This window comes from Paenibacillus sp. FSL M7-1414 (assembly GCF_038003195.1).
GTDB classification, from domain to species: Bacteria; Bacillota; Bacilli; order Paenibacillales; family Paenibacillaceae; genus Paenibacillus; species Paenibacillus amylolyticus.
Genome location: NZ_JBBOOS010000001.1, coordinates 61,808 through 85,611, shown reverse-complemented (window position 1 = coordinate 85,611; position 23,804 = coordinate 61,808). Strand labels below are relative to the sequence as shown.

Annotated in this window: 23 protein-coding genes; 1 reads left to right on the top strand and 22 read right to left on the bottom strand. The window is 47.6% G+C overall.

Features of this window, described 5'->3' with window-relative positions; genetic code table 11:
- Window positions 1-158 precede the first annotated feature (158 nt).
- A complete protein-coding gene (locus tag MHH92_RS00405; protein WP_036606096.1) occupies window positions 159-710 on the bottom strand; it encodes a hypothetical protein in 552 nt (183 codons plus the stop codon).
- Between the two features lie 86 nt (window positions 711-796).
- On the opposite strand from MHH92_RS00405, the gene MHH92_RS00400 reads away from it, so the two are divergent.
- Complete coding sequence (locus MHH92_RS00400) at window positions 797-1,387, top strand: TetR/AcrR family transcriptional regulator (protein WP_340901551.1); 591 nt, start codon at window positions 797-799, stop codon at window positions 1,385-1,387.
- Window positions 1,388-1,472: 85 nt separating this feature from the next.
- Here MHH92_RS00400 and MHH92_RS00395 read toward each other — a convergent pair whose 3' ends face one another.
- The 21 genes from MHH92_RS00395 to tilS form a co-directional block, all read right to left on the bottom strand.
- On the bottom strand, window positions 1,473-2,810 hold the full coding sequence (locus tag MHH92_RS00395; RefSeq protein ID WP_076320270.1) for a TrkH family potassium uptake protein: 1,338 nt from the start codon (window positions 2,808-2,810) through the stop codon (window positions 1,473-1,475).
- Between the two features lie 204 nt (window positions 2,811-3,014).
- A complete protein-coding gene (gene lysS / locus MHH92_RS00390) occupies window positions 3,015-4,526 on the bottom strand; it encodes a lysine--tRNA ligase (RefSeq protein ID WP_036606098.1) in 1,512 nt (503 codons plus the stop codon).
- A gap of 116 nt (window positions 4,527-4,642) precedes the next feature.
- Window positions 4,643-5,122, bottom strand: coding sequence for a transcription elongation factor GreA (gene greA / locus MHH92_RS00385; protein WP_036606099.1), 480 nt, complete (start codon window positions 5,120-5,122; stop codon window positions 4,643-4,645).
- Between the two features lie 251 nt (window positions 5,123-5,373).
- Entirely contained in the window at window positions 5,374-6,393 is a 1,020-nt protein-coding gene (gene dusB / locus MHH92_RS00380) for a tRNA dihydrouridine synthase DusB (protein ID WP_036606100.1), read from the bottom strand.
- A gap of 96 nt (window positions 6,394-6,489) precedes the next feature.
- Window positions 6,490-6,648 carry a helix-turn-helix domain-containing protein gene (locus MHH92_RS00375; protein WP_373865045.1) on the bottom strand — a complete coding sequence of 53 codons (159 nt, stop codon included), beginning with the start codon at window positions 6,646-6,648 and terminating at the stop codon, window positions 6,490-6,492.
- Window positions 6,645-7,193 (bottom strand): 2-amino-4-hydroxy-6-hydroxymethyldihydropteridine diphosphokinase, encoded by a 549-nt coding sequence (folK, locus tag MHH92_RS00370; RefSeq protein WP_315372210.1) that lies wholly within the window; start codon window positions 7,191-7,193, stop codon window positions 6,645-6,647. The genes MHH92_RS00375 and folK overlap by 4 nt, the downstream gene beginning before the upstream one ends.
- Window positions 7,194-7,202: 9 nt before the next feature.
- Window positions 7,203-7,565, bottom strand: a complete 363-nt coding sequence (folB, locus tag MHH92_RS00365) for a dihydroneopterin aldolase (protein ID WP_036606103.1) — start codon at window positions 7,563-7,565, stop codon at window positions 7,203-7,205.
- Between the two features lie 116 nt (window positions 7,566-7,681).
- Window positions 7,682-8,545: a dihydropteroate synthase gene (gene folP, locus MHH92_RS00360; RefSeq protein ID WP_340901550.1), complete on the bottom strand. Its 864-nt coding sequence runs from the start codon at window positions 8,543-8,545 to the stop codon at window positions 7,682-7,684.
- Window positions 8,542-9,426 (bottom strand): aminotransferase class IV, encoded by an 885-nt coding sequence (locus MHH92_RS00355; RefSeq protein WP_340901549.1) that lies wholly within the window; start codon window positions 9,424-9,426, stop codon window positions 8,542-8,544. The genes folP and MHH92_RS00355 overlap by 4 nt, the downstream gene beginning before the upstream one ends.
- A gap of 1 nt (window position 9,427) precedes the next feature.
- A complete protein-coding gene (gene pabA, locus MHH92_RS00350) occupies window positions 9,428-10,003 on the bottom strand; it encodes an aminodeoxychorismate/anthranilate synthase component II (RefSeq protein ID WP_253504691.1) in 576 nt (191 codons plus the stop codon).
- A gap of 50 nt (window positions 10,004-10,053) precedes the next feature.
- A complete protein-coding gene (locus MHH92_RS00345; RefSeq protein ID WP_340901548.1) occupies window positions 10,054-11,667 on the bottom strand; it encodes an anthranilate synthase component I family protein in 1,614 nt (537 codons plus the stop codon).
- Between the two features lie 140 nt (window positions 11,668-11,807).
- Window positions 11,808-12,746: a cysteine synthase A gene (gene cysK / locus MHH92_RS00340; RefSeq protein WP_036606108.1), complete on the bottom strand. Its 939-nt coding sequence runs from the start codon at window positions 12,744-12,746 to the stop codon at window positions 11,808-11,810.
- A gap of 345 nt (window positions 12,747-13,091) precedes the next feature.
- Window positions 13,092-14,042, bottom strand: coding sequence for a peptidyl-prolyl cis-trans isomerase (locus tag MHH92_RS00335; protein ID WP_307415458.1), 951 nt, complete (start codon window positions 14,040-14,042; stop codon window positions 13,092-13,094).
- A gap of 23 nt (window positions 14,043-14,065) precedes the next feature.
- Window positions 14,066-14,986: an Hsp33 family molecular chaperone HslO gene (gene hslO, locus MHH92_RS00330; RefSeq protein WP_047844508.1), complete on the bottom strand. Its 921-nt coding sequence runs from the start codon at window positions 14,984-14,986 to the stop codon at window positions 14,066-14,068.
- 73 nt (window positions 14,987-15,059) lie between these two features.
- Complete coding sequence (locus MHH92_RS00325) at window positions 15,060-15,830, bottom strand: type III pantothenate kinase (RefSeq protein ID WP_026081372.1); 771 nt, start codon at window positions 15,828-15,830, stop codon at window positions 15,060-15,062.
- Between the two features lie 6 nt (window positions 15,831-15,836).
- Entirely contained in the window at window positions 15,837-16,703 is an 867-nt protein-coding gene (gene nadC, locus MHH92_RS00320; protein ID WP_340901547.1) for a carboxylating nicotinate-nucleotide diphosphorylase, read from the bottom strand.
- Window positions 16,700-18,340: an L-aspartate oxidase gene (gene nadB / locus MHH92_RS00315; RefSeq protein WP_340901546.1), complete on the bottom strand. Its 1,641-nt coding sequence runs from the start codon at window positions 18,338-18,340 to the stop codon at window positions 16,700-16,702. Before nadB ends, nadC begins: the two co-directional genes overlap by 4 nt.
- 35 nt (window positions 18,341-18,375) lie before the next feature.
- Entirely contained in the window at window positions 18,376-19,314 is a 939-nt protein-coding gene (gene nadA, locus MHH92_RS00310; RefSeq protein ID WP_036606114.1) for a quinolinate synthase NadA, read from the bottom strand.
- A 299-nt stretch (window positions 19,315-19,613) separates the two neighbouring features.
- Window positions 19,614-21,659, bottom strand: a complete 2,046-nt coding sequence (ftsH, locus tag MHH92_RS00305; RefSeq protein WP_340901545.1) for an ATP-dependent zinc metalloprotease FtsH — start codon at window positions 21,657-21,659, stop codon at window positions 19,614-19,616.
- 100 nt (window positions 21,660-21,759) lie between these two features.
- Entirely contained in the window at window positions 21,760-22,299 is a 540-nt protein-coding gene (gene hpt / locus MHH92_RS00300; RefSeq protein ID WP_017691352.1) for a hypoxanthine phosphoribosyltransferase, read from the bottom strand.
- Window positions 22,300-22,351: 52 nt separating this feature from the next.
- Window positions 22,352-23,791 carry a tRNA lysidine(34) synthetase TilS gene (gene tilS / locus MHH92_RS00295; protein ID WP_253504665.1) on the bottom strand — a complete coding sequence of 480 codons (1,440 nt, stop codon included), beginning with the start codon at window positions 23,789-23,791 and terminating at the stop codon, window positions 22,352-22,354.
- Window positions 23,792-23,804: the final 13 nt, after the last annotated feature.

Sequence of the window (23,804 nt, the reverse complement as noted above, 5' to 3'; positions counted from 1 at the left end):
AAACCGTGTTTTCTTGGCCGGAATTAGAATATACCATGTACAGATATTGAATGCAAGTCTTTTTTTAAAACTATATTAACAATCGGTTTGACCTAATACGGACGTACATATGGGTATTCTCCCAACTTAGCAAGTTCATACACACGTCCATTTTTACTTTAACGTTTAACATTCCTAGCAGGAACCTTTCTTGGCCATAAACTGTAACTAAAACTTATCAGAAAATCGATACCGAGTATCATTCCCCACACTCTGATCAGATTATTGAAGACAGCTGTACGTTCAGCATCTCCAATCCACCATATCATGGCCAATAAAAAAGCACTTCCTATAGCCCAAGCCAATAGATGTCTAAACCATCCACTACGCTCACGACTCGCATGTTCTCTACCATATAACTTGTTACTACGAGGGTTTTCTCCACCTTTGAACCAATATAGGAAATATCGATCCGCCCAAGCGATCATCTGGTGACCATAGGCAATGCTTACTCCTATATACACCGCAGCTATACCATGAATCATACTTGCTGTAGCTCCTCGCTGTAGATCCATAACTGTAGCTACCAGCAATAACAGATCGATAACCGGCGTCGCCATTAACAAACCGATGCCTATTCGCTTCATGCCAAGGAGATACCTGACACTCAGACCTGCGAACACAAACACCCAAAAGGCAATCTCACAACCTATAATGAAATAACCAATCATTTCAGCCTCTCCTTTTTTGATACAAATGTATTAAATATAATTTAGCACGTGTGTACTATAATAATCAACAGTGATATAATATGCCTATGCCTAAAATTGTTGATCACGATAAACAGCGCGTGCTCGTGGCCGAGGCAGCTTGGCGTATTATACGAAGAGATGGCATGGAACAGGCCTCTGTTCGGAATATTGCTGAAGAAGCTGGAGTTTCGGTTGGTTCGATGCGTCACTACTTTTCTACACAGTCGGAACTACTACGATATGCCATGAATTTGGTATCTGAACGGGTGTCTCATCGAGTCCAAAAAATGTCCTTTACTGGCTCTCCCATGGACAATATGAAATGCTTATTGCTCGAATTCTTACCAAACACGGAAGAAAAACTGGCCGAAATGGAGGTGTGGTACGCATTTACAGCCAGATCGAAAACCGATCCTACTCTCAAAGAACTTGCTAATACCGTATATGATGAACTCAGACAAGCTGTAGGCTCTGTTATCACCTACCTGATAAAGCACGACCTCTCCAGACCCGATCTGGACAAAGAACTGGAGATCGAGAGATTGTATGCACTGGTGGATGGCTTAGGCATACATACCGTGCTTAGACCGGATCAGATGAATGCCAAGCTCATGGACGATGTTCTCACTTTGCATCTTGCTTCCTTGTGTCGTTAAACCAAAAAAACCGCAGCACATTCGTTGTGACTAAGGCCCGTTACGATAACAGGAGTTAGTTCTGAATGTCTGACGGTTTTTCTTTTTATCCGATAATGATCCGGCCCTCCGGATGACGATACAGTTTCTTCTCTTTGCGCGGACGAAGGGCATACGCGATGGTTAATGGCCCAATCCGACCTACAAACATGGTAAAGGTAATAATAATTTTCCCCCAATTGGTCAACTCATCAGTCACTCCCACAGAAAGACCCACGGTACCGATTGCGGACGCAGCTTCAAACATCAGTGAAAGGAATGGCGCATCCTCTGTCGTAAGCAGAAGCATCACCACGATCATGAATATGATCAGAGAAACCATAATAATGGTCAACGCCCTCATCAGCAGTTCTTTCGGAACACGCTGGCGGAAAAACACAATATCCTTATTTCCCCGAATCATGGCATACACTGCACCAATCATGATCAGGAATGTAGTCGTCTTGATTCCGCCCCCGGTCGATCCTGGGGAAGCCCCGATAAACATCAGCAGAATGAAGAAGAATTGGGTAGCCTGCCTCATCTCCGTGATATCGATTGTGCTCGTTCCCGACGAACGTGTAGAGACAGACTGGAAGAAGGATGCATAGATCTTCTCGCTCCATGTGAGTGAAGCCAGTGTATGTCCATTGGTGAATTCGAAAACAAACAACACAATCGCTCCTATACCGATCAGCGCTCCGGATACAGACAGCACCAGTTTGGACTGAAGAGACAAACGGCGGCGTTTGCGATACTCAAACAGGTCATTCAATACAACAAAACCCAGTCCACCAGAGACAACGAGCACAGAAGCGGTCACATTGAATATCCAATCTCCAGTGTAGTATTGGAAGCTGTTACCAAACAGGTCGAATCCGCCGTTATTAAACAATGAAACAGAATGAAATATTCCATAGTAAACAGCCTGACCCAATGGCATCTCCGTTGCCCAGCGCAGCGCTAGTATGACAGCCGCCACCCCTTCAATGGTAAAGGAAAAAATCAACACCTTGCGAATAATGCGTACTATCCCTTCCATACTGTCTGCATTAATGGCTTCTTTAAGTAATAACCTGTCCTTGAGTGAGATTCGCTTGCCCAATACAAGGGCAAAGAGAGTAGCCATGGTCATGAATCCGAGTCCACCTAGCTGCATTAATACCATAATGACGAACTGACCAAACAAATTAAACGTTGTCCCTACATCCACAACGACAAGTCCAGTTACACATGCGGCAGAGGTTGATGTAAAGAGCGCGTCAATAAACGCCAAATGCATACCGCTTTGGTTGGAGATTGGCAACATGAGAAGCACCGTTCCAATCGCAATGATAAGCAGAAAACCACCGACCAGAATTAACGGAGGAGATAAGAATTTGGCAAAGTGAAGCCTGAACTTCATGAAGGGCACCTCTTTTAACAAAAATACGAACAGGTTAATCTAACAATTTCAAGACGCGGTGTTACCCTTATGGTGTGCTGTGAGCAAGGGCCTTCTGACAAACTTTATTTTTAGCGTCTATGTAAACCTAAAGAGGAACTTGCCCCAGCATGATACTGAACGGCAGGTTCCTCTTCTATTATGAACGTATCCTACGTTCCTTATTTAATCTTGCGTACGAGGACGCATGTGCGGGAAGAGCAGTACGTCACGAATCGACGGGGAGTTGGTAAGCAGCATGATCAGACGATCAACCCCGATTCCCAATCCGCCTGTTGGTGGCATACCATATTCGAGCGCACGGATGAAGTCGTCATCCATCTCATGAGCTTCGTCGTTCCCATGTTCTTTCTCCAGCATCTGTGCTTCAAAGCGCTGACGCTGATCGATTGGATCATTCAGCTCTGTGAAGGCATTGGCATGCTCACGTCCAACGATGAACAATTCGAAGCGATCCGTGAAGCGCGGATCTACATCATTTTTCTTCGCTAGTGGTGAGATCTCAAGAGGATGTCCCATAATGAATGTCGGTTGAATCAACGTCTCTTCTACAAATTCTTCAAAGAACGCGTTCAGAATATGACCAAATGTCATATGTTTTTCAACCGGAACCTTATGTTCCTTCGCCAAGTTGTGTGCTTCCTCATCCGTCATGTGTACGGAGAAGTCTACGCCTACAACTTCCTTAACTGCATCCACCATCGTAACACGGCGCCACTGCGGCGTAAGATCTACTTCATAATCTCCATACTGGATCACTTGCGTACCCAGTACTTCCTGTGCAATATGAGCAACCAGGTTCTCCGTCAATTGCATAATATCCTTGTAGTCGGCATATGCCTCATACAATTCAATCATGGTGAACTCCGGATTGTGACGTGTGGACATACCTTCATTCCGATATACACGGCCGATCTCATATACCTTCTCCAGCCCGCCAACAATCAGACGTTTCAGGTGAAGTTCAATCGCAATCCGCATGTACAGTTCCATATCCAGCGCATTGTGATGTGTGATGAACGGACGTGCTGCCGCTCCTCCTGCGATCGTATGCAACGTAGGTGTTTCCACTTCCAGATATCCAAGGGAATCCAGGTAACGACGCATCGATTGAATGATTTTGGAACGTGCGATAAAGGTCTGTTGTACGTCCGGGCTCATAATCAGGTCAACATAACGCTGGCGGTAACGCAGCTCTACGTCAGTGAGACCATGGAATTTATCCGGAAGCGGATAGAGCGATTTGGACAGCACTTCAATATCTTTCACTTTGACAGAAGTTTCACCTGTTTTGGTCTTAAAGATCACACCCGTTACCCCAACGATATCGCCAAGGTCCAGCAGGCTAAATGCCGCATACTTGTCTTCAGGCACGCTATCCTGACGAACATAGATCTGGATTCTGCCGCTCAGGTCCTGAATATGTGCGAAGCTTGCTTTACCCATTCCCCGCTTCGCCATAATCCGTCCGGCAATACTGACTTCGATGTGCTTCTCTTCCAGCTCTTCCTTGGTCAGTTCTTCATACTTCTTCAGAATGGAGCCGGCTTCTTCGGTACGTACGTATTTTTGGCCAAAAGGGTCGATTCCCAATTTGCGGAGCTCGTCCAATTTGTCACGGCGAATTTGTAAAAGCTCGCTAAGTTCGGTTTCCTGATTCAAGACTTCATCCGTCATGATCTGTATTCATCTCCTTATTTACATTGCAGGCATCGCGAGAGGACGTTTTTCCTCTAATGTTGAAAAAGCTTCCCTAAGGAAGCTTTTGTTTACCGCGCCCAACTGCTTCGTTGCTATAGCTTTTTAATGTCCATAATTTTATATTGAATTACGCCAGCAGGCACACTTACATCAACAACTGTACCTTTTTTCTTGCCGAGAATCGCTTTACCTACAGGGCTCTCGTTCGATATCTTGTTCTGAAGCGGGTCTGCCTCCGCAGTACCTACAATCGTATATTCCGTGATGTCGCCAAACTCCAGATCTTCTACAGTGACGGTTGCACCCACGCTTACAGCATCGGTATCGATCTCGTCGCTGTTAATAATCCGCGCGTTACGAAGCAATTTCTCCAACGTGATTACACGTCCTTCGATGAAAGCTTGCTCATTCTTCGCGTCTTCGTATTCAGAGTTTTCACTGATATCTCCATACCCGATGGCTACCTTAATCCGTTCAGCCACTTCGCGGCGCTTCACTGATTTCAATGTTTCCAATTCTTCTTCCAGCTTCTTGAGTCCTTCTGGTGTAAGGATAACTTCCTTGTCGCTCATCTCAACCGATTCTCCTGTCATGGGAATAAATTTGATTGTACGGCAACGGAATCAGTGCTTGTTACAGAGCTCCGCTCGCATACATCTTCAAAACTATATGAAGTTCTCCAGAGGAATAGAATATTCCTCCTGATGCTATATCCTTATTAACGCACATGGCGAATTTATACTGAGAAATTATAGGGGAACGATCTCGAAAAGTCAATGTTACGTCCCCTATAGGTGTAAACGTTTTACAGATGCGTTTATAATTAAGATGCATTTCCGGCGATTACCGGTTCTGACTCCAAATTACCTTCGCTTTTCAGCTGACTCACAAAGTTCTCCAGAATCTGTACCATCTCGTCCCGCTTGGTTCCTTCCATAATAACATCCTTGATGCGGGCAGATCCTTTCAGGCCTTTCAAATACCAAGCCAGATGTTTGCGCATCTCGCGTACGGCAACTGTCTCATTCTTCAATGCGATCAGGCGATCCATATGCAGGATGGCAACACGGATCTTCTCTTCGCCATTCGGGTCAGGAAGCAATTCCCCCGTGCTTAAGTATTGAATGGTACGATACAGCATCCATGGGTTACCCAGGGCAGCACGACCGATCATAACTCCGTCACAACCCGTTTCATCCAGCATACGGCGTGCATCCTCTGGTGTATGGACATCACCATTGCCGATCACTGGGATAGAGACAGCTTCTTTTACATCTTTGATGTGTGACCAGTCAGCTGTGCCTGTATAGAGTTGCTCACGCGTGCGGCCGTGTACACTTACCGCCTGTCCGCCAGCACGTTCAACCGCGAGCGCATTCTCCACCGCGAAGATATGCTCGTTATCCCAGCCGATACGCATCTTGACCGTCACCGGCTTCTCCACCGCGTCCACGACAGCGGATACCATCTCATAGATTTTGTTCGGATCAAGCAACCAACGTGCACCGGCATCACATTTCGTTACCTTTGGCACAGGGCATCCCATGTTAATATCGATGATGTCTGCATTGGTTTCTTTGTCCACGATTTTGGCTGCTTCTACAAGGGAATCACGATCTCCCCCAAAAATCTGAAGGCTCAGCGGTTTCTCACGCTCATCTACAAACAACATCTCACGCGTACGCTGGTTGCCATGGACAATGGCTTTGCCACTCACCATCTCCGCGCATACGAGGCCTGTTCCGAATTCTTTTGCGATCAAACGAAAAGCCGGATTACATACGCCAGCCATCGGCGCAAGTACGACCTGGTTTTTCATTTCAATGCCACCAATGTTCAGCACGGTAGTCATTCCACTCCTTTTTTAATTCTGTATATATCACGATATAAAGTTTGATCGGTGTCTTGGTTGTTGTAACATGGCGAAACCGAAACGGTCCTAGTTGCCCCGCAGCTCCTCGATACTGATTGCCAGCACACCAGCAATTCGATCGAGTTCTTGCTGTGATACCTTACGGTTTCCCCGTTCAATGGTTCCCAGAATGGCCAGCGAGATGCCGGTCTCGGCCGCAAGTTCATGTTGTGTTAAACCTTTCAACTTCCGGAATGCCCGGATTCGGTTGGCCAATTGCATGTTTTCCAAAGCTGTATTCCATCCTTTCCATCCAGTACAGACAACGATGAGTGTACAAAGGTATACAAACCTGAAATCTCGCCCTCCGGTACGATATCCGACAGTGGTACCAGTACAAAAGCCCGTTCTCCCATGCGGGGATGAGGCAATTGAAGCAATTCGGTATCTCGCGTCTCACCTTGCATCCAGAGCAGATCCAGATCAACGGTGCGCGGTCCCCAGCGAATATCACGAACACGGCCAAGCCGATTCTCGATATCCAGTAATTCCGTGAGCAACTGCTCTGGTGTCAGCATCACCTGTACGGCGACTGCCATATTCAGAAATGCAGGCTGATCTACATATCCTACAGGCTCCGTCTCATATAGTGCAGAACAACGCAGAACGGATATATGAGGGTGTTCATCCAGCAAAGACAATGCTTCAAACAGCGTCTGTTCCCGGTCACCCAAATTGGCCCCTAAAGCAATATAAGCCTCTGAAGATTCAGAGGTCGAATGTGCAATCATGATCGGTTCTCACTTTCTTGTGCGGCGAAGCTCTACCGTTACGCCCTCAAAATGAATATCAAATGGCGGATGTGGCTTCGTCACCTTGACTGTCAATGCATTGATAATAGTATAAGTGTCTAGTAAAGAAGATGCAATATGTTCGCCCAAAGCTTCAATTAACTGGAATGATTTATTCTCTACAATCTGTTTCACCAGCTCATGGATCTCCGCATAATTAATCGTTTTGGTCAGATCATCGTTACGTCCGGCCTCACCCAGGTCCATATCAATCTCCAGATCAATATAGTACCGCTGCCCAAGCTTCCGTTCTTCTGCAAAAACACCATGATATCCGTAATACTCCATACGATGCAATACCATTCTATCCATACGATCCGCCTGCCCTCTATATATATTGAAATTTTAATCTATTTGAAGTTATGCCTTAGCTTCGCCTTTGAAAAACGCTGCGCTTCCACTGGACGGGTCACCAGGGACCCGCCACATTATTTCCTCCGTATACCCGGAGAAGCATACAACATGGCATCACACATGTCTGCCGTCCGCCGAATCGGTTTCACATCATGAACCCGAACCATCTGGCAGCCTTGGGCAATGCCAAATGCAACGGTCGCAGCCGTTCCTTCCAGCGCATCATCCGCCCCGACATCCAGGGTGTTCTGGATGAATCTTTTGCGTGAGGTGGCTAGCAGAACGGGATATCCCATTTCATTGAGCAAACCGAGCGATGACATGAGCTTCAGATTTTCTCCGAGATCCTTCACAAAACCAATGCCCGGGTCCAGGATAATTTGGTCTGCTTTCACGCCGGCTGTTAATGCAATCTGTATGCTCTCCTGCAAATCGCTGACGACATCACTCAGATAATCGGTGTAATTCCGATCCTGCCGATTATGCATCAGAACGATGGGACACCCCAGCTCTGCTGCCGTGCGGGCCATATCTGCATCTGCCTTGGCACCCCACACATCATTAATAATATGGGCACCTGCTAGAATAGCCTGACGTGCAACATCGGCTTTATACGTGTCTACCGATATCGGAATGTGCGGGGCTTGCTGATGCAATGCCTCAATAACCGGAATAATCCGGCTAAGCTCTTCATCAGCGCCCACGACATCTGAACCTGGCCGGGTGGACTCCCCGCCGATATCAATCAGGTCCGCCCCGTCCTCCATCATCTGCTTGGCATGAGCAACCGCCCGCTCCACGTTGGTATAACGTCCACCATCCGAGAACGAGTCAGGCGTGACGTTAAGAATGCCCATAATCTGTGTCCTTGTACCCAGCTTCAATTCAGCTGGCCCCCATGCATAGTTCCGTTCATAGATGACAGGTGTAAGTGTCATGAAGTATACCCCGCTTTCTGCCGGTACATACCCAGAAGGACTGCTGTAACCGGGCCAATATGTCCGTTGCTAATTATCGTTTCGGCTCCGTCCTGATCCCGCAGAGTTGTCACCGGAACCAGTTCGGCCACCGAGCCGGTTAGAAATATTTCATCTGCTTGCAGGAGATCCTCCCAGGAAGCTAACGTTTCTATGCAGGGGATTCCTTGCTGCGAGGCAATCTCCATTACCACAGCTCTCGTGATACCCGGCAGAATGCCGGTTGAGAGTGCTGGCGTGTAGAGAACATTTTCCCGTACCCAAAACACATTGCTGACGATCCCTTCCGCTATATGACCATCCCGGGTTAATTGTAGCCCTTCTGCACCCTGCACATGCTGCCCGTATCCATTAAGCTCCCGTTTCGCCAGAATACTGTTCATGTAATGCAGCGACTTGAACCGAACTTCTCCTTCAGGCGTGTTGCGAGGTGTAGACAACCGTTGAATCATTTTTCCACTCTCATATAAAGAGGGAGAAGGATCAGGTAATGCTTTTGCCAGTAAAATATGATTTGGCTTCGAATAATCACCAGAAGGTAAGCCTAGCGGTGCTTCACCGGCTGATACCGTGTATCGCACATACGCATCCCGAAGTCCGTTCGCATTCATCAAACGTTGAAGCCCACCTGTCACCTCTGCCGCGGTCGTTGTAAAAGGAATGCCAAGTTCCTTACACCCCAAAGCCATGCGCTCCAGATGCCGTTCCAAAAGATATGGGACACCTCGATACGTCCGGAACGTCTCAAACAGTCCCAATCCGTACAAAAAGCCGTGATCCGTTACAGGAACCACGGCCGCCGCCATATTGACCAACTCTCCATTTATCGCGGCATATTGCATGTTAAACCTTCACTTGTTGGGACAAAAAGTTACGAAGCATCTGATGACCATGGTCTGTAATAATGGATTCCGGGTGGAATTGAACACCTTCAATCGCATATTCTTTGTGGCGCAGACCCATAATTTCACCTTCAGCTGTCTCCGCTGTAATCTCCAGGCAGTCAGGCAAGCTGCTGCGCTCGACAATCAGGGAGTGGTAACGGGTAGCTGTGAATGGAGATGGCAATCCGGCAAATACCGATGTCCCATTGTGGTGCATCTCGGATGTTTTGCCGTGCATCATGCGCTCCGCACGAATGACATTGCCACCAAATGCTTGTCCAATGGACTGATGCCCCAGACAAACACCAAAGATCGGAATGCTTCCCTTGAAATGATCAATGACTGCCAGGCTGATGCCTGCTTCATTCGGTGTACATGGGCCCGGAGAGATCAGAATATGATCAGGTTCCAGTGCCTCTATGCCTGCCAGATCAATCTCGTCGTTGCGGCGAACTTCCACCGTCTCACCCAGTTCACCCAGATATTGAACCAGGTTGTACGTGAAGGAATCGTAATTATCGATAACCAGTATCATATGCCTGCTCCTCCTCATCTTCCGTCAACGCAAGTGACGGTTGCTTCGTTTTATTTTAGTTTAACAGCTTCTGTTCGCTCCGCTTGTTCTTGTTCAATAGCTCTGCTTGCTTCAGCCTCTTCGCTGTAATTCACAGCTCTCATCATGGCTCTTGCCTTGTTGCGGCATTCCTTGTATTCCCGATATGGATCGGAATCAATGACAATTCCTGCACCAGCCTGTACATAACCAATACCATCCTTGATGGCAAGCGTACGAATGACGATGTTCAATTCCATATTTCCACTGTAATCCATCCACCCGATGGAACCCGTATAAGGCCCACGCCGCACAGGCTCAAGTTCCTCGATAATCTCCATGGTGCGGACTTTCGGGGCTCCTGTAATCGTTCCGCCCGGGAATGTCGCAGCAATCACATCAAATACGGATAACCCTTCTGCCAGCCTGCCTTCCACCTGGGAAACGAGATGCATGACATGGGAATACTTCTCGATGGTCATCAATTCAGGCACATGAACCGAACCGTAGGCTGCAATCCGTCCGATATCATTCCGTTCCAGATCAACGAGCATAATATGCTCCGCCCGTTCCTTCTCACTGCTGAGCAGTTCATCCGCCATAGCTTTATCCTCTGCTTCATCCCGGCCCCTTCTTCGGGTCCCTGCGATGGGACGTGCACTGACTTTGCCATTCTCCACTTTGACCAGAAGCTCGGGAGATCCGCTTACCAGTTGAAAGTCTGGACTACGCAGCATTCCCATATACGGTGATGGATTCACAAGGCGCAGCCATTCATAAATATGCTCAGCGCTCGAATGAAGCCGCTTTTCCTGTCTCAAGGACAGGTTCACCTGGAACACATCGCCCTGCCTGATATATTCCTGTACCGTACGCACAGCTTGTTCAAAGTCCTCCTGGGGAAAGGAGGTTTCCCATCCTTCCGATTCCCTTTCCGCATCTTCAGGCTGCGGGGTACGATTGACCTGCTTGTTGCGGCGTTCCAGTGCCTGTTGTTGTTCCTCAGCCTGTGTAGCCCCCATAATATGAAGCCAACGTTTCTGCATCGCTGTCGCTCGTGCTTCTGCCGCTGAATATAGACTACGGATATCAGTTTCGTTCCGGTTAGGCTCTATAGCCAGATGAACCATGCAGAAAAGTGCCTGCTGCTCATGGTCATACGCCCATATTTCTTCAAAGCGCATCCACCAATAATCCGGCAGAGCCGGGTTATCCTCAGCCAAATCTGGGAGCTTCTCCAATGATCTTGCTACATCGTAGCTGAGATAACCTGCGTATCCACCCCCAAAGTCTGGAGCCCCATTAACCTTGGGTGCACTATACGGGGCAGTCCATCTCTTCAATACATCAAGCGGCTTGCCGCTGTCCGTCGAGGTGGCTCCTTGCGTCACATCATGAATAACCGCTTCTTGACCCTTGCCGGAAATAACGGATACGGGGTCTAACCCCAGAAATGTATATCTCCCGCCTTTGCCATTCTCCAGCACAATTGCGTATGGTGATGCCTGCTCCCAGGCTGCCTCCCACGATAACGGTAAACCGCCATGATACGGTCCCTCATCCGACTTCGTCATATAGGGCATCATGGTCCAGCCTTGTTCAGCCCACTCCATCCAGTCGGCGTATGTTGTCATCAGGTGTGTCATTGCGGTGTGCCGCCCTCCATCTGTCGCTAGTTCTATTGTCTGATAGTATACTAAAGCGCCGCCCCTTTTAAAAGCATTACGCCAAAAATCCTCCATACCCGTCATACGGGCAAGGAGGATTGGTTTTGTCATTTGTAGACTTAGCCTTCGAAGTTGTAAAGAGGTGTGCTGAGGTAACGTTCGCCGTTACTTGGCACGATTACGACAACGCGCTTGCCTTCACCCAACTGTTTCGCTACCTGAAGACCTGCACGGATCGCCGCACCTGAAGAAATACCGGACAGAATACCTTCTTCCTTCGCTACCTGACGAGCCGTCTCGAATGCATCATCATTCTCAATGTGAATGATCTCATCATAGATTTCCTGATCCAGAATCTCAGGGATAAAGTTGGCACCAATCCCCTGGATCTTATGTGGTCCAGGTTTGCCGCCCGCCAGAATTGGCGAAGCTGCTGGCTCAACTGCAACAATTTTAATACCAGAGAAAGCTTCTTTCAGCACTTCCCCTACACCTGTAATTGTTCCGCCTGTACCAATTCCCGCAACGAAAGCATCCAACGTACCACCCACAGATTGAATTGCTTCAACAATCTCAGGGCCAGTCGTTTCACGGTGGATCTTCACGTTGGCTTTATTTTTAAATTGCTCAGCCATGAAATAGGAAGGGTTTTCTTTCAGCAGTTCTTCGGCTTTTTTAACAGCACCATTCATACCTTCAGCTCCAGGTGTAAGCACAAGCTCAGCACCATACGCACGAAGCAAGTTGCGACGCTCCAAGCTCATCGTCTCAGGCATTACAATAACGGACTTGTAGCCTTTGGCTGCAGCCACCATCGCGAGTCCAATTCCCGTGTTACCACTTGTTGCTTCAATAATGGTATCACCTGGTTTTAGCTTGCCTTCTTTTTCCGCTTCTTCCACAATGCTAATTGCGATACGGTCTTTCACGCTTGAACCTGGATTCTGGTACTCCAGCTTCACGAATACTTCAGCACTGCCTTCAGGTACGATACGGTTCAGACGAACAAGCGGAGTACCTCCGATGAGTTCTGTTACGTTATTAACTACTTTAGCCATATGAATGCCCTCCTTAGTGGATGAATAAAACTTGAGTCCTGTTAACCTATACTGTGCGGCCGGTAGCCTCTAGCTGTTATAGAAGAACTGCGGAAATCCTGTTGATCCTATCCCTTACTGCTAAGATTTCTAGACAGGGCGGAGGTTTCCGAAAGTTTCTTTGTTCATAAATAAATCTTTTATATCCGAGTAAACGAGTAGGTATTTATTATTTTCATCTTATCAACGTTAACCCTTATTGTCAATATGAGTACTTAAAAAAAATACTCTGCCTTTGGCCCTAAGACCGCAGACAGAGTATTTTTATCAAGATGCAGCAGCAAGAGGAAATCTTTTCCATTGAATTCAGGAGGCAGGAATCTCGGACAGAATTACGGCTTCATACTTGTTACGCAGCATTTGCTCTACCTGCGGCAACGGATCAGCCTGACTCAGAGCCAGTTGCATTCGAATCTCCTCATGGACCTCTTCGGCCGATTGCACCTGGCGTTCTTCTTTATCATTAAGTCTGATAATAACATAACCTTCTTCCACTCGAACCGGTCCGGCAATATCGCCTACATCCAGCCCGGCAGCAAGTTGAAGGATTTCTTCTGACTGGAATGGATCATTCCGCTCAATCCATCCCAGCCTGCCACCAGCATCACGAGAGAAGCTGTCTGTCGATTGCTTGCGAGCAGCTTCTTCAAAGTCCTCCCCCTTCTCCAACGCATCCAGTAAGGAATCGGCTTCATCTTCTTCCTTCACTACGATGATGGACAAGTCATATTTCTCGGGGGAAACGTAATCCTCACGGTGTTCAGTCCAGTAATGCTCAATATCTGCATCCTTGATCTGTATGCCGATCGTTGCAATTTTCTCAAGCAGCAGCCTGTAGCCGGCTTCCAACTCAAGTTCCTGTTTCGACAGGCCCAATTGAGACTTCATTTCGTCAAAATATGATTTCTCTGAATCGTACCCATCCATCGCGGCGGCAAGTTCTCTTGCAATCTCTTGGGGAGTGACGATCAGCTTGCGTTCAATTGCTTCGGCAAATACTGCTTTACGGTTTAACATCTGGAGTAATAACTCGCTGCCATAGCGTCTTTTCAGCGCATCGGTCCACTCTTTGTCCGTGATAACTTCTCCATTGATCGTCGCTACGGTGCTTCCTTCTTCCGTATTAGCATCATGGGATGCATCTGCCTCGTCTTTGCCCTGTCTGAGACCATGCATAGCCATCACACTACCCATGACCAGCATACCTAGCGTCAAGACAATTACAGCCGTCCACAACCCTTTTTCCTGTCTTGTCATTCCGCATCCCGTCCCCGCATAGATCAGTTCTTGGCTTGCTCTAGGATGGTCTCAAGTTGTTCTTTGTTAAAGTCATAGGCTTCATTACAGAATTGGCAGACCACTTCAGCCTGGCCCTCTTCTTCAATTAATTGCTCCATCTCCGTTTGGCCCAGGCTGATTAGTGTCTTCTCTACCCGCTCACGTGAACACTCACAGCTAAAATGAATATCCAATCCTTCCATCACTTGTACATCTGGCAACAATCGGCGAAGCAACTCTTCCAATTCAAGTCCCTGCTCCAGCAACGTCGTCACTGGCGGCAACGTACTAATGGCGTTTTCGATCGCCGTGATCTCTGGATCTGTCAATCCCGGCAACAGCTGCATAATGAATCCACCTGAGACAATAACGGAATTATCCGTATCAACGAGCACACCAACGCCTACAGCAGAAGGGGTTTGCTCCGATTGAGCAAAGTAGTACGTGAAGTCTTCGCCCAGTTCTCCTGAAATAATAGGCACACTGCCACGATATGGTTCTTTCAGTCCCAAATCCTTCGTTATGTTGATGAAACCTTCCGTTCCAACCGCGCCTGCAACGTCCAGTTTACCCACACTATTGCTTGGCAAATGTACATGCGGATTAGAAACATATCCTCGTACTTCGCCTTTCGCATTGGCATCAGCTACAATCTGTCCAATGGGCCCATCACCGTTGACTTGTACCGTTAACTTCTCTTCACCTTTGAGCATTGCACCCATAATGGCTGCTGTTGTAACCGTACGCCCCATGGCAGCTGTAGCCGTGGGAAACGTATCGTGTCTTCTGCGTAGTTCCTCAACCAGTTCCGTAGTCTGGATAGCAAAGGCTCTTACCTTTCCATTCATTGCTGTACCACGAATTAACCGGTCATGCTTGTTGTTGTTTTCCAAGTCATTCAGCCTCCTTTGGCGTATCGCCATAATAGTCGTAACACAGAAAAAACGGCACAACACTTAAGCTGTAATCTCAGCCCGCTGTATGCCGTCACTATGCTCACCTTTCCCGGTTCCGCTCATATATAATACGCAGCCCTTCAAGCGTAAGCAGCGGATCAACTTCCTCTATACTACGGGTTTCTTCTGCGATAAGTGTAGCGAGACCACCCGTCGCGATAACTCGGGGCTTCGCTCCCATCTCCTCGCGAATACGTTCTACAATACCATCTACCTGCCCTGCATAGCCAAATATAATACCCGCTTGCATAGCATGAATAGTATTACGGCCAATGACCTTTTTAGGTTTCTCCAGCTCTATACGAGGCAACTTGGATGCCCGCTCATAGAGCGCTTCAGTGGCGATCTGAATGCCAGGTACAATAGCTCCCCCCAGGTAGTGACCTTTCTCGTCAATACAGTCAAAGGTCGTTGCAGTACCGAAATCGACCACGACGAGAGGGCCGCCATACTTCTCAACGGCTGCCACTGCATTAACAATACGATCTGCACCCACTTCACGAGGGTTCTCGTATCGCAGGTTCAAGCCAGTTTTAATACCAGGCCCAACGAGCAAAGCTTTTTTGCCTACATACTTCTCACACATCGCTTCGATTACATTCACCAGTGGCGGGACCACAGATGAGATGATGACACCTTCGATGTCACTTGCCCTGATGCCGGACATATGAAATAAATTATAAATCAATACGCCGTATTCATCCACTGTTGACTGACGTGATGTACTCAGACGAAAGTGGTGCAGCAATTCCCGGCCTTGATATACGCCGAGCACCATATTGCTGTTCCCCACGTCTACAACTAGAATCAAAGAGGTTCACCCCTCTTTCTTTTCATTTAAATCCAGACTAATATCCAGGCTCTCAAAGGAATAGGTTAACCTGCCAACCGAAATTACATCCACACCACTCTCTGCAATGCCACGAATGGTCTGAAGAGACACGTTACCGGATGCTTCAACCTTCACATGAGGAGCCTGTTCACGAATAAGTTCAACCGCTTCACGCATCCGCTCTGGATGCATGTTATCCAGCATAATGATATCTGCCCCGGCTTGCAAGGCTTCTCTCACCTGCTCCAGATTTTCAGTCTCCACTTCAATCGTCATCGTATGTGGGATAATGGTTCGCGCACGCTGTACCGCCTCGGTGATTCCGCCTGCACCCTTGATGTGGTTATCCTTAATCATAACAGCATCGTACAGTCCAAATCGATGATTCGCTCCGCCACCCACGCGCACCGCATATTTCTCAAGTAATCGGTGGCCCGGCGTTGTCTTACGTGTATCCACGAGCCTGGTCTCAAGACCATCCAACACATCCACGTAGGCACGCGTACGCGTAGCTATTCCGGACATACGTTGCAGCAAGTTAAGTGCAAGTCGTTCCCCCGTAAGCAGTGAATGTGTACTTCCCTCTACCTCGGCCAAAATCGTGCCATGGGTAACCTTGTCTCCGTCTGTTACCTTCGGTGTAAATACAAGATCAGGATCAACGACTTGAAATACAAGTTTAGCTACGGTCATGCCTGCAATAACACCATTGTCTTTGGCGTGTATAATGGCCTTGGATTGGTTGCCTGCTGGAATCGTCACACTTGTTGTAACGTCACCTGCACCAACATCTTCACGAAGCCAGTTTTTGATTGATTCGACAAGCCCTTCATTATATCCATTCAGTATCATGACATCAATTCCTCCACAATCGCTTGTTCTCGCTGCTGCAGACTATGCTTCTGCCACACGATATCATCACGTGCCGGGAAATCCTCACGATAGTGAGCCCCCCGACTCTCCTCGCGATGTAATGCACCGCTAGTAACTAACCAGGCACAGGTCAGAAGGTTGGCATACTCCAGCTCTTCCTTATGCGTGAGTGTCTGATCAAAAAATTGCAATTCCTGTTGCAGCTTGTCCATGGCCTTCTGCAGGTCCTCACCATTCCGGCGCAAACCTACCTGACGAACCATCATTTTCTGTAGTCGTAAACGTCTTTCAGATATAGGTTTTTGCTCTTTCATGATCTTGCTATTCATGTTATTCATGTCCACAGATGAAGGCGTAGCCCCTCTTGCTTGTAATAAACCAAGCGGAGGGAGAGATTGAATACGATCAACAATTCTCCGCCCAAATACAATCGCTTCTGATAAAGAATTGCTTGCCAGGCGGTTGGCTCCATGCACTCCTGTAGAAGACACCTCGCCACAAGCAAATAATCGGGAGATGTTGCTCTCTCCACTTAAATCCGTTTTCACTCCACCCATCATGTAATGGGCAGCAGGTGCAACGGGAATCCAGTCCGTTGTCATGTCTAATCCATAACGCATACAAGTCTCATATATGGTAGGGAACCGATGCTTGATCATCTCTGGCTGTTCATGTGTAATGTCCAAGTACACAAAGGTACTGTTGGTGGACTCCATCTCACTAACAATCGCTCGTGCCACGATATCTCGTGGGGCCAGTTCAAGCTGGGCATGATAACGATCCATGAAGCGCTCACCCTTCACATTGCGCAAATATGCTCCTTCGCCACGTACGGCTTCTGACACAAGGAAGCGCGGGGCCCCAGGGTAACATAGAGAGGTGGGGTGGAATTGGATAAATTCCATGTCACGAACAATAGCCCCAGCCCGATAAGCCATGGCTACACCATCGGCAGTAGCTACATCGGGATTCGTCGTGTATCGGTACAGTTGTCCTGCCCCACCAGAGCAAAGAACGGTTGCCTGTGCCTTCACGAACACTTGCGATCCGTCATCCTTCTGAACCAGAGCGCCAATGCATTCCCCTCGATTTCGATCCGTAATTAGGTCAACAACAAAATGCTCATCCCAAACTTCAATCCCGGGATGCTCATTCACTTCAACAGCAAGCGCACGTACAATCTCATATCCCGTTGCATCTCCGTTGGCATGCAAAATACGGCGGTGGCTATGCGCACCTTCCTGCGTCAACGCCAACTCGCCGTTCTCCAGATCAAATAAAGTACCCAAACGAATCAGTTCCTTCACTCCGTCCGGCCCCTCATTCACCAATACCTCTACCGCTTCGGAGCGGCATAAGCCCGCTCCTGCTACAAGTGTATCCTGCAAGTGGTAAGCAGGTGAATCATCCTCAGCAATAACCGCAGCGATGCCTCCCTGCGCATATCTGGTGTTACTTTCAAGTAATGACTTCTTCGTGATCATTAATACACGTTGTTGTCCACTTGCCTTAATGGCAGTAAACAAACCAGCAATCCCTGAGCCTATAACCAGTACATCCGTCTCTACCATGGGTAGCGCAGACAGATCAAAATCAACTAAATATTGCGGTATCATGTTATTCACCTGTCTTGGAGCAAGAGTAGCGCATCCTACTTTACCAACAACATGCGCTCTAGTGATTCTCTGGCTTTGTCGGCAACGGCCGGTGGCACGTAGATTTGCGGCTTCATCGTTTCCAGGCATTTCACCAGTTTCTTCAAGTTGTTCACCTTCATGTTGGGACATACGAGGAACTTGGTAGCAAAGTGGAACTGTTTATCCGGGCTATCCAGACGAAGCTGATATCCTGTACCATCTTCGGTACCTACGATAAATTCCTTCGCTGATGAATTTTTGCAATACTCCAGAATAGCTGTTGTACTACCTACAAAATCACCCATTTCTACAACCTCAGGGCGACACTCTGGATGGACAACAAACTCTGCATTTGGATGCTTGGCTCTCATCTCCACCACATCTTTGACTGTAAGCATATCGTGAGTGTTGCAGTAACCTTCCCAGATAATCATTTTCTTGTCTGTATGCTGCTGCACATAATGTCCCAGGTTTTTATCCGGTACCCAGATAATTTCGTCGGAATCCACCGATTGAATAACCCGGACTGCATTCGCTGATGTACAACAGATGTCAGTCTCTGCTTTGATCTCAGCCGAGGAATTGATATACGTAACCACCTTGGCATTAGGATGTTGTGCTTTCAATTTGCGTAGTCCATCCACATTCACCATATCTGCCATTGGGCAGCCCGCACGTTCGTCCGGGATAATAACTGTTTTATTTGGCGCCAGAATTTTAGCGCTTTCACCCATAAAATGAACACCACAGAAAACGATCACATCCGCATCTGTCTGTGCTGCCTTCTGGGCTAACAGAAACGAATCTCCACGGAAGTCTGCAACCTCCTGTACTTCGTCACGTTGATAATAATGGGCAAGAATAATGGCATTACGTTCCTTCTTCAACACCATAAGCCGCTCACGCAGCTCGCGGTTCATCTCAGCCTTGCGCTCTAAAGCCAGAGCTTCCACCTGTGATCCTCTCCTTTATCGGGACAGCGTCATGCGCTGTTTCGTGGGCTAACCTAAGTCGTTATCTTCGCTTGAGAAACGAATCACAAGCGGTTTAACAACTAATTTACACAACGTTCACGACTCTGTCAATAAATGAAAAAGGCCCGGGACAGCGCTGTAACCACCTGTTTGCTAACTGGTTCGCCATCTAACTCCCGTTTATCTTTATCTATCCTCTTTTAAAATAATGGATAAAAAAAGAGAGCCCCGAGGGCTCTCTTGATTTCACCTGCTATTATAGCCAGATGTATTGTGCATTAAGACGTTGGCTTCGTTCCGCCATCATCCGGGTTATTGTTATTACCCTTTTCCAGATTCGGAGCTTCGTTTGGAATATCTCCGGCTGGTGGCTCAGGCGTTTCATCTTTACCTTGAATACGAACACGCACATCACCGATGGTGTCGATGATTGGCTCTCCGCCTTCAGTTGGTGTGCCTTCACCATCATTGTCATTGTCTGCTTTTGGAGTCAAAGAACCTGTTTCGATCAATTGCTTGATCTGATCCATTTCCAAAGTCTCAACCTCAAGCAAAGTTTGAGCGATCAGGTGCATCTCTTTTGAATGTTTAACAAGCAAGTCCTTACACTTCTCATAACAGTCATTGATAAAGCGTTGCATTTCCTGATCAATCTCGTAAGCAATGGAATCTGAGTAATTCTGTTCATGACCGATATCCCGACCAAGGAATACCTGTCCTTGTGAACTTCCGAATTGCATAGGTCCCAATTTCTCACTCATACCGTATTCCATAACCATGCTGCGAACAATACCTGTCGCTTGCTGGAAGTCACTGTATGCACCAGTACCAATTTCTCCGATGAACAATTCTTCAGCTACACGACCTCCGAGAAGTCCGGTTACTTTATCCAGCAATTCTTGCTTGGTAACCAGCATACGGTCTTCTTTTGGCAACATGATTACATATCCACCCGCACGTCCGCGCGGAATAATGGTCACTTTATGTACCATATCAGCATGTTCGAGGAAGTATCCAACAATGGTATGACCTGCTTCGTGATAAGCAACGATTCGTTTCTCGCGATCACTGATGACACGGCTTTTCTTCTCCGTACCAACGATGACACGGTCAATCGCTTCGTCAACTTCCTTCATGGAAATATCTTTACGGTTACGACGCGCTGCAAGCAATGCCGCTTCGTTCAAGAGATTCTCCAAATCCGCACCAGAGAAACCTGTTGTACGCTTCGCGATAATATCCATCTTCACATCTTTGGTCAGTGGTTTATTACGGGAATGTACTTTCAGGACAGCTTCACGACCTCTTACATCAGGGCGGTCAACCGTAATTTGACGGTCAAAACGTCCTGGACGCAGCAAGGCAGGGTCCAAAATATCTGCACGGTTCGTTGCGGCTATGATGATAATACCTTCGTTAACTCCGAATCCGTCCATCTCAACGAGCAACTGGTTGAGTGTCTGTTCACGTTCATCGTGACCACCACCGAGACCAGCACCACGCTGACGTCCTACAGCATCAATCTCATCGATAAAGATGATACATGGGGCATTTTTCTTCGCATTTTCAAACAAATCACGTACACGTGATGCACCGACACCGACAAACATTTCCACGAAGTCGGAACCTGAAATAGTGAAGAATGGTACACCCGCTTCACCGGCTACGGCACGAGCGAGCAATGTTTTACCGGTACCTGGAGGCCCTACGAGCAATACGCCCTTAGGAATCCGCGCACCTACTGCTGCGAATTTACGAGGGTCCTTGAGGAAGTCTACAACCTCAACAAGTTCCTGTTTCTCTTCGTCAGCACCCGCAACATCTTCAAATGTAACCCGCTTCTTCTCTTCGTTGTAGAGACGAGCACGGCTTTTACCAAAGTTCATTACTTTACCGCCGCCGCCTTGAGCCTGATTAAACAGGAAGAAGAACAGCAGGAACATAATGATCAAAGGAATAAAGGAAGTCAGCAACGTCAACCAGATGCTGTCACCTTTCATTGGCTCCTGATGATATTGGAAATTGTTAGTTTCACTTGCAGCTACAAGCTCACTAATTGCCTCATCCGTAGGAGGAATATACGTTGAGAAATTTTCTGATTTGGCGCCATCAGGTGCCTTCTTGTATTGACCGGTCACGAGATACGTTTGACCGTTGAATTGAACCGTCAATTCAGAGACATTGTTGGCTTTGATCGCTGCACGCAACTGATCATATCTAGGATTATCGGTGGCTTCGCCGCCATTGCTGACGAACTGGACTATCCCCACCACAACTAAAAAAAGAATCAAATAAAAACCAGAATTCCGGATGAACCGATTCATCCCCTACCTCCTCTCGAGACACTTTAATTATTTTAACATAGCCCGACATGGCTTCTCAACAGAAGCCAAGAACAGCTCAAGGCTTGGGTCGGGCAGGATATTAGCTACTATAGACTTCCGGCTTCAAAATCCCGATATAGGGCAGGTTCCGGTACTTCTCCGCAAAATCCAAACCGTAACCAACGATGAACGCGTCAGGAATGTCAAAGCCTGTGTAATGAGCTTCCAACTCAACTTTACGGCCTGAAGGCTTGTCGAACAGCGTAACCACACGCACCGACTCGGCACCGCGGTTTTCTAGCAGTTCAATCAGATAGCTGAGTGTAAGTCCGCTGTCGATAATATCTTCGACAATCAGAACTTCCCGTCCTTCAACGGATACATCCAGATCCTTAATGATTTTGACAACACCTGATGACTTGGTGGAAGCGCCGTAACTGGATACTGCCATAAAATCCATTTCAACAGGTACCGTTATGTTTTTAACCAAATCAGCCATAAATATAAACGCACCCTTGAGCACACAAATGACCAAAGGATTGCGATTTGCATATTCGGCACTTAGTGTTGCGCCTAATTCCTTGACTTTACTCTGAATTTCTTCTTCACTGATCAATACTTCCTGAATGTCGTTCTGCAACTGTGCGAACCTCCTAAGTTATACTATGAAAGCCTTACCTGAACCATAACCACTACCCCTGAATCGCTGAATCGCCTACAGTCATGTACAGGATTGCGGAAGTGCCCTCCCTGACAGGAGCCACACTGGACCGTCGAACACCCGGTAACCAGATGATATGACCTGCTCCATCACATACCACAGGAATACGTGGACGGACAGATGGGGGGATTTTCTCATCGATGAAAATATTTTTCACCTTTTTGCTTCCGTTTAATCCCATCACTTTCATGGTATCTCCAGGTAACCGTGAACGCACAACCAGCGGCATAAGCAGTTGATCCGCATCAAACGCGGCTTGATCCGCCGATTCCGGTACATGATAGTCCTCGGGACTCACCGTCATCAACCGAATATACCGGTTAATTGGGGTGAGTGAAAGCTCATAAGTTCCACTCCATTGCGCAAGACGATACTCGTAAGATTGATCCTGTACGTCCGTCCGTATGCCAAAAGAAATCAGATTATACTCCCGAGTGCAGGCGAGTGTCTGTCCTATATCCAGGCTCCAGGTCGTCACATGGGTCTCCATGACCTTGTGCCGAATGGTTTCTATACGGGTAAAGTCGACAAAATCACTGTCCAAAGGCAGATAATTCAATATTAGTTTAATCAACCTTCGTTGTAAAGCGACATGTAACTTCAAGAAGGAAGGCACCTCAAAGGTTTGCCTTCCGCCGTTCACCTGCACTAGACACCTGTATGTGTCATATGCACTCTGCTCCATGAAATCGTCTTCATCACCCACAATTTCGGCAAGCCGATTCAATGACGGCGTGAGTTGTCCATTATACTGCCCCAAAAAAGGAAGCACATCCAAGCGAATGGCATTACGCCGATATTTACGCAGGGCGTTGCTCTCATCATTGAAATACATAAAACCTTGGGTATTACAAGCTTCTACAAGGTCTGTCTTGTTTATACGAAGGCATGGACGAATAAGTTCCACATTTTTTTCTCGTCTTTTAAACTTCATTCCTGAGAGTCCCGACAAGCCGGTTCCACGAAGCAAATGAAGCATGACCGTCTCTGCCTGATCATCCGCATGATGTGCCAAAGCGATGCTTGCTGCATTATATTTGGAAGCCACTTCATGAAGAAAGGCATATCGCTTGTTGCGGGCTGCTTCCTGTGGTCCCTGACCCGTAAGCTCCATATATGAAGGTACATCAGCCTTGGTCCATTCAAATGTAATACCAAGCTGTTGTGCCAGTTCCATCATTTTCTCCGCTTCATCATCAGATTCACTCCGGAAGCCATGATGCACGTGGGCACAGATCAATTCGAGTGGCACATGCCGCTTGCTAATCTCGTGCATGATATGCAAAAAAGCTACCGAGTCCGGCCCGCCCGATACTGCGACGACAATCCGATCCCCGGGAACCCATAACTGATGCTCTTCCGCTGCATCCAGCACGTTCTTCACCAGCATGTTCCAGCGTAAAGCCTCCATACCTGTTCCTCAT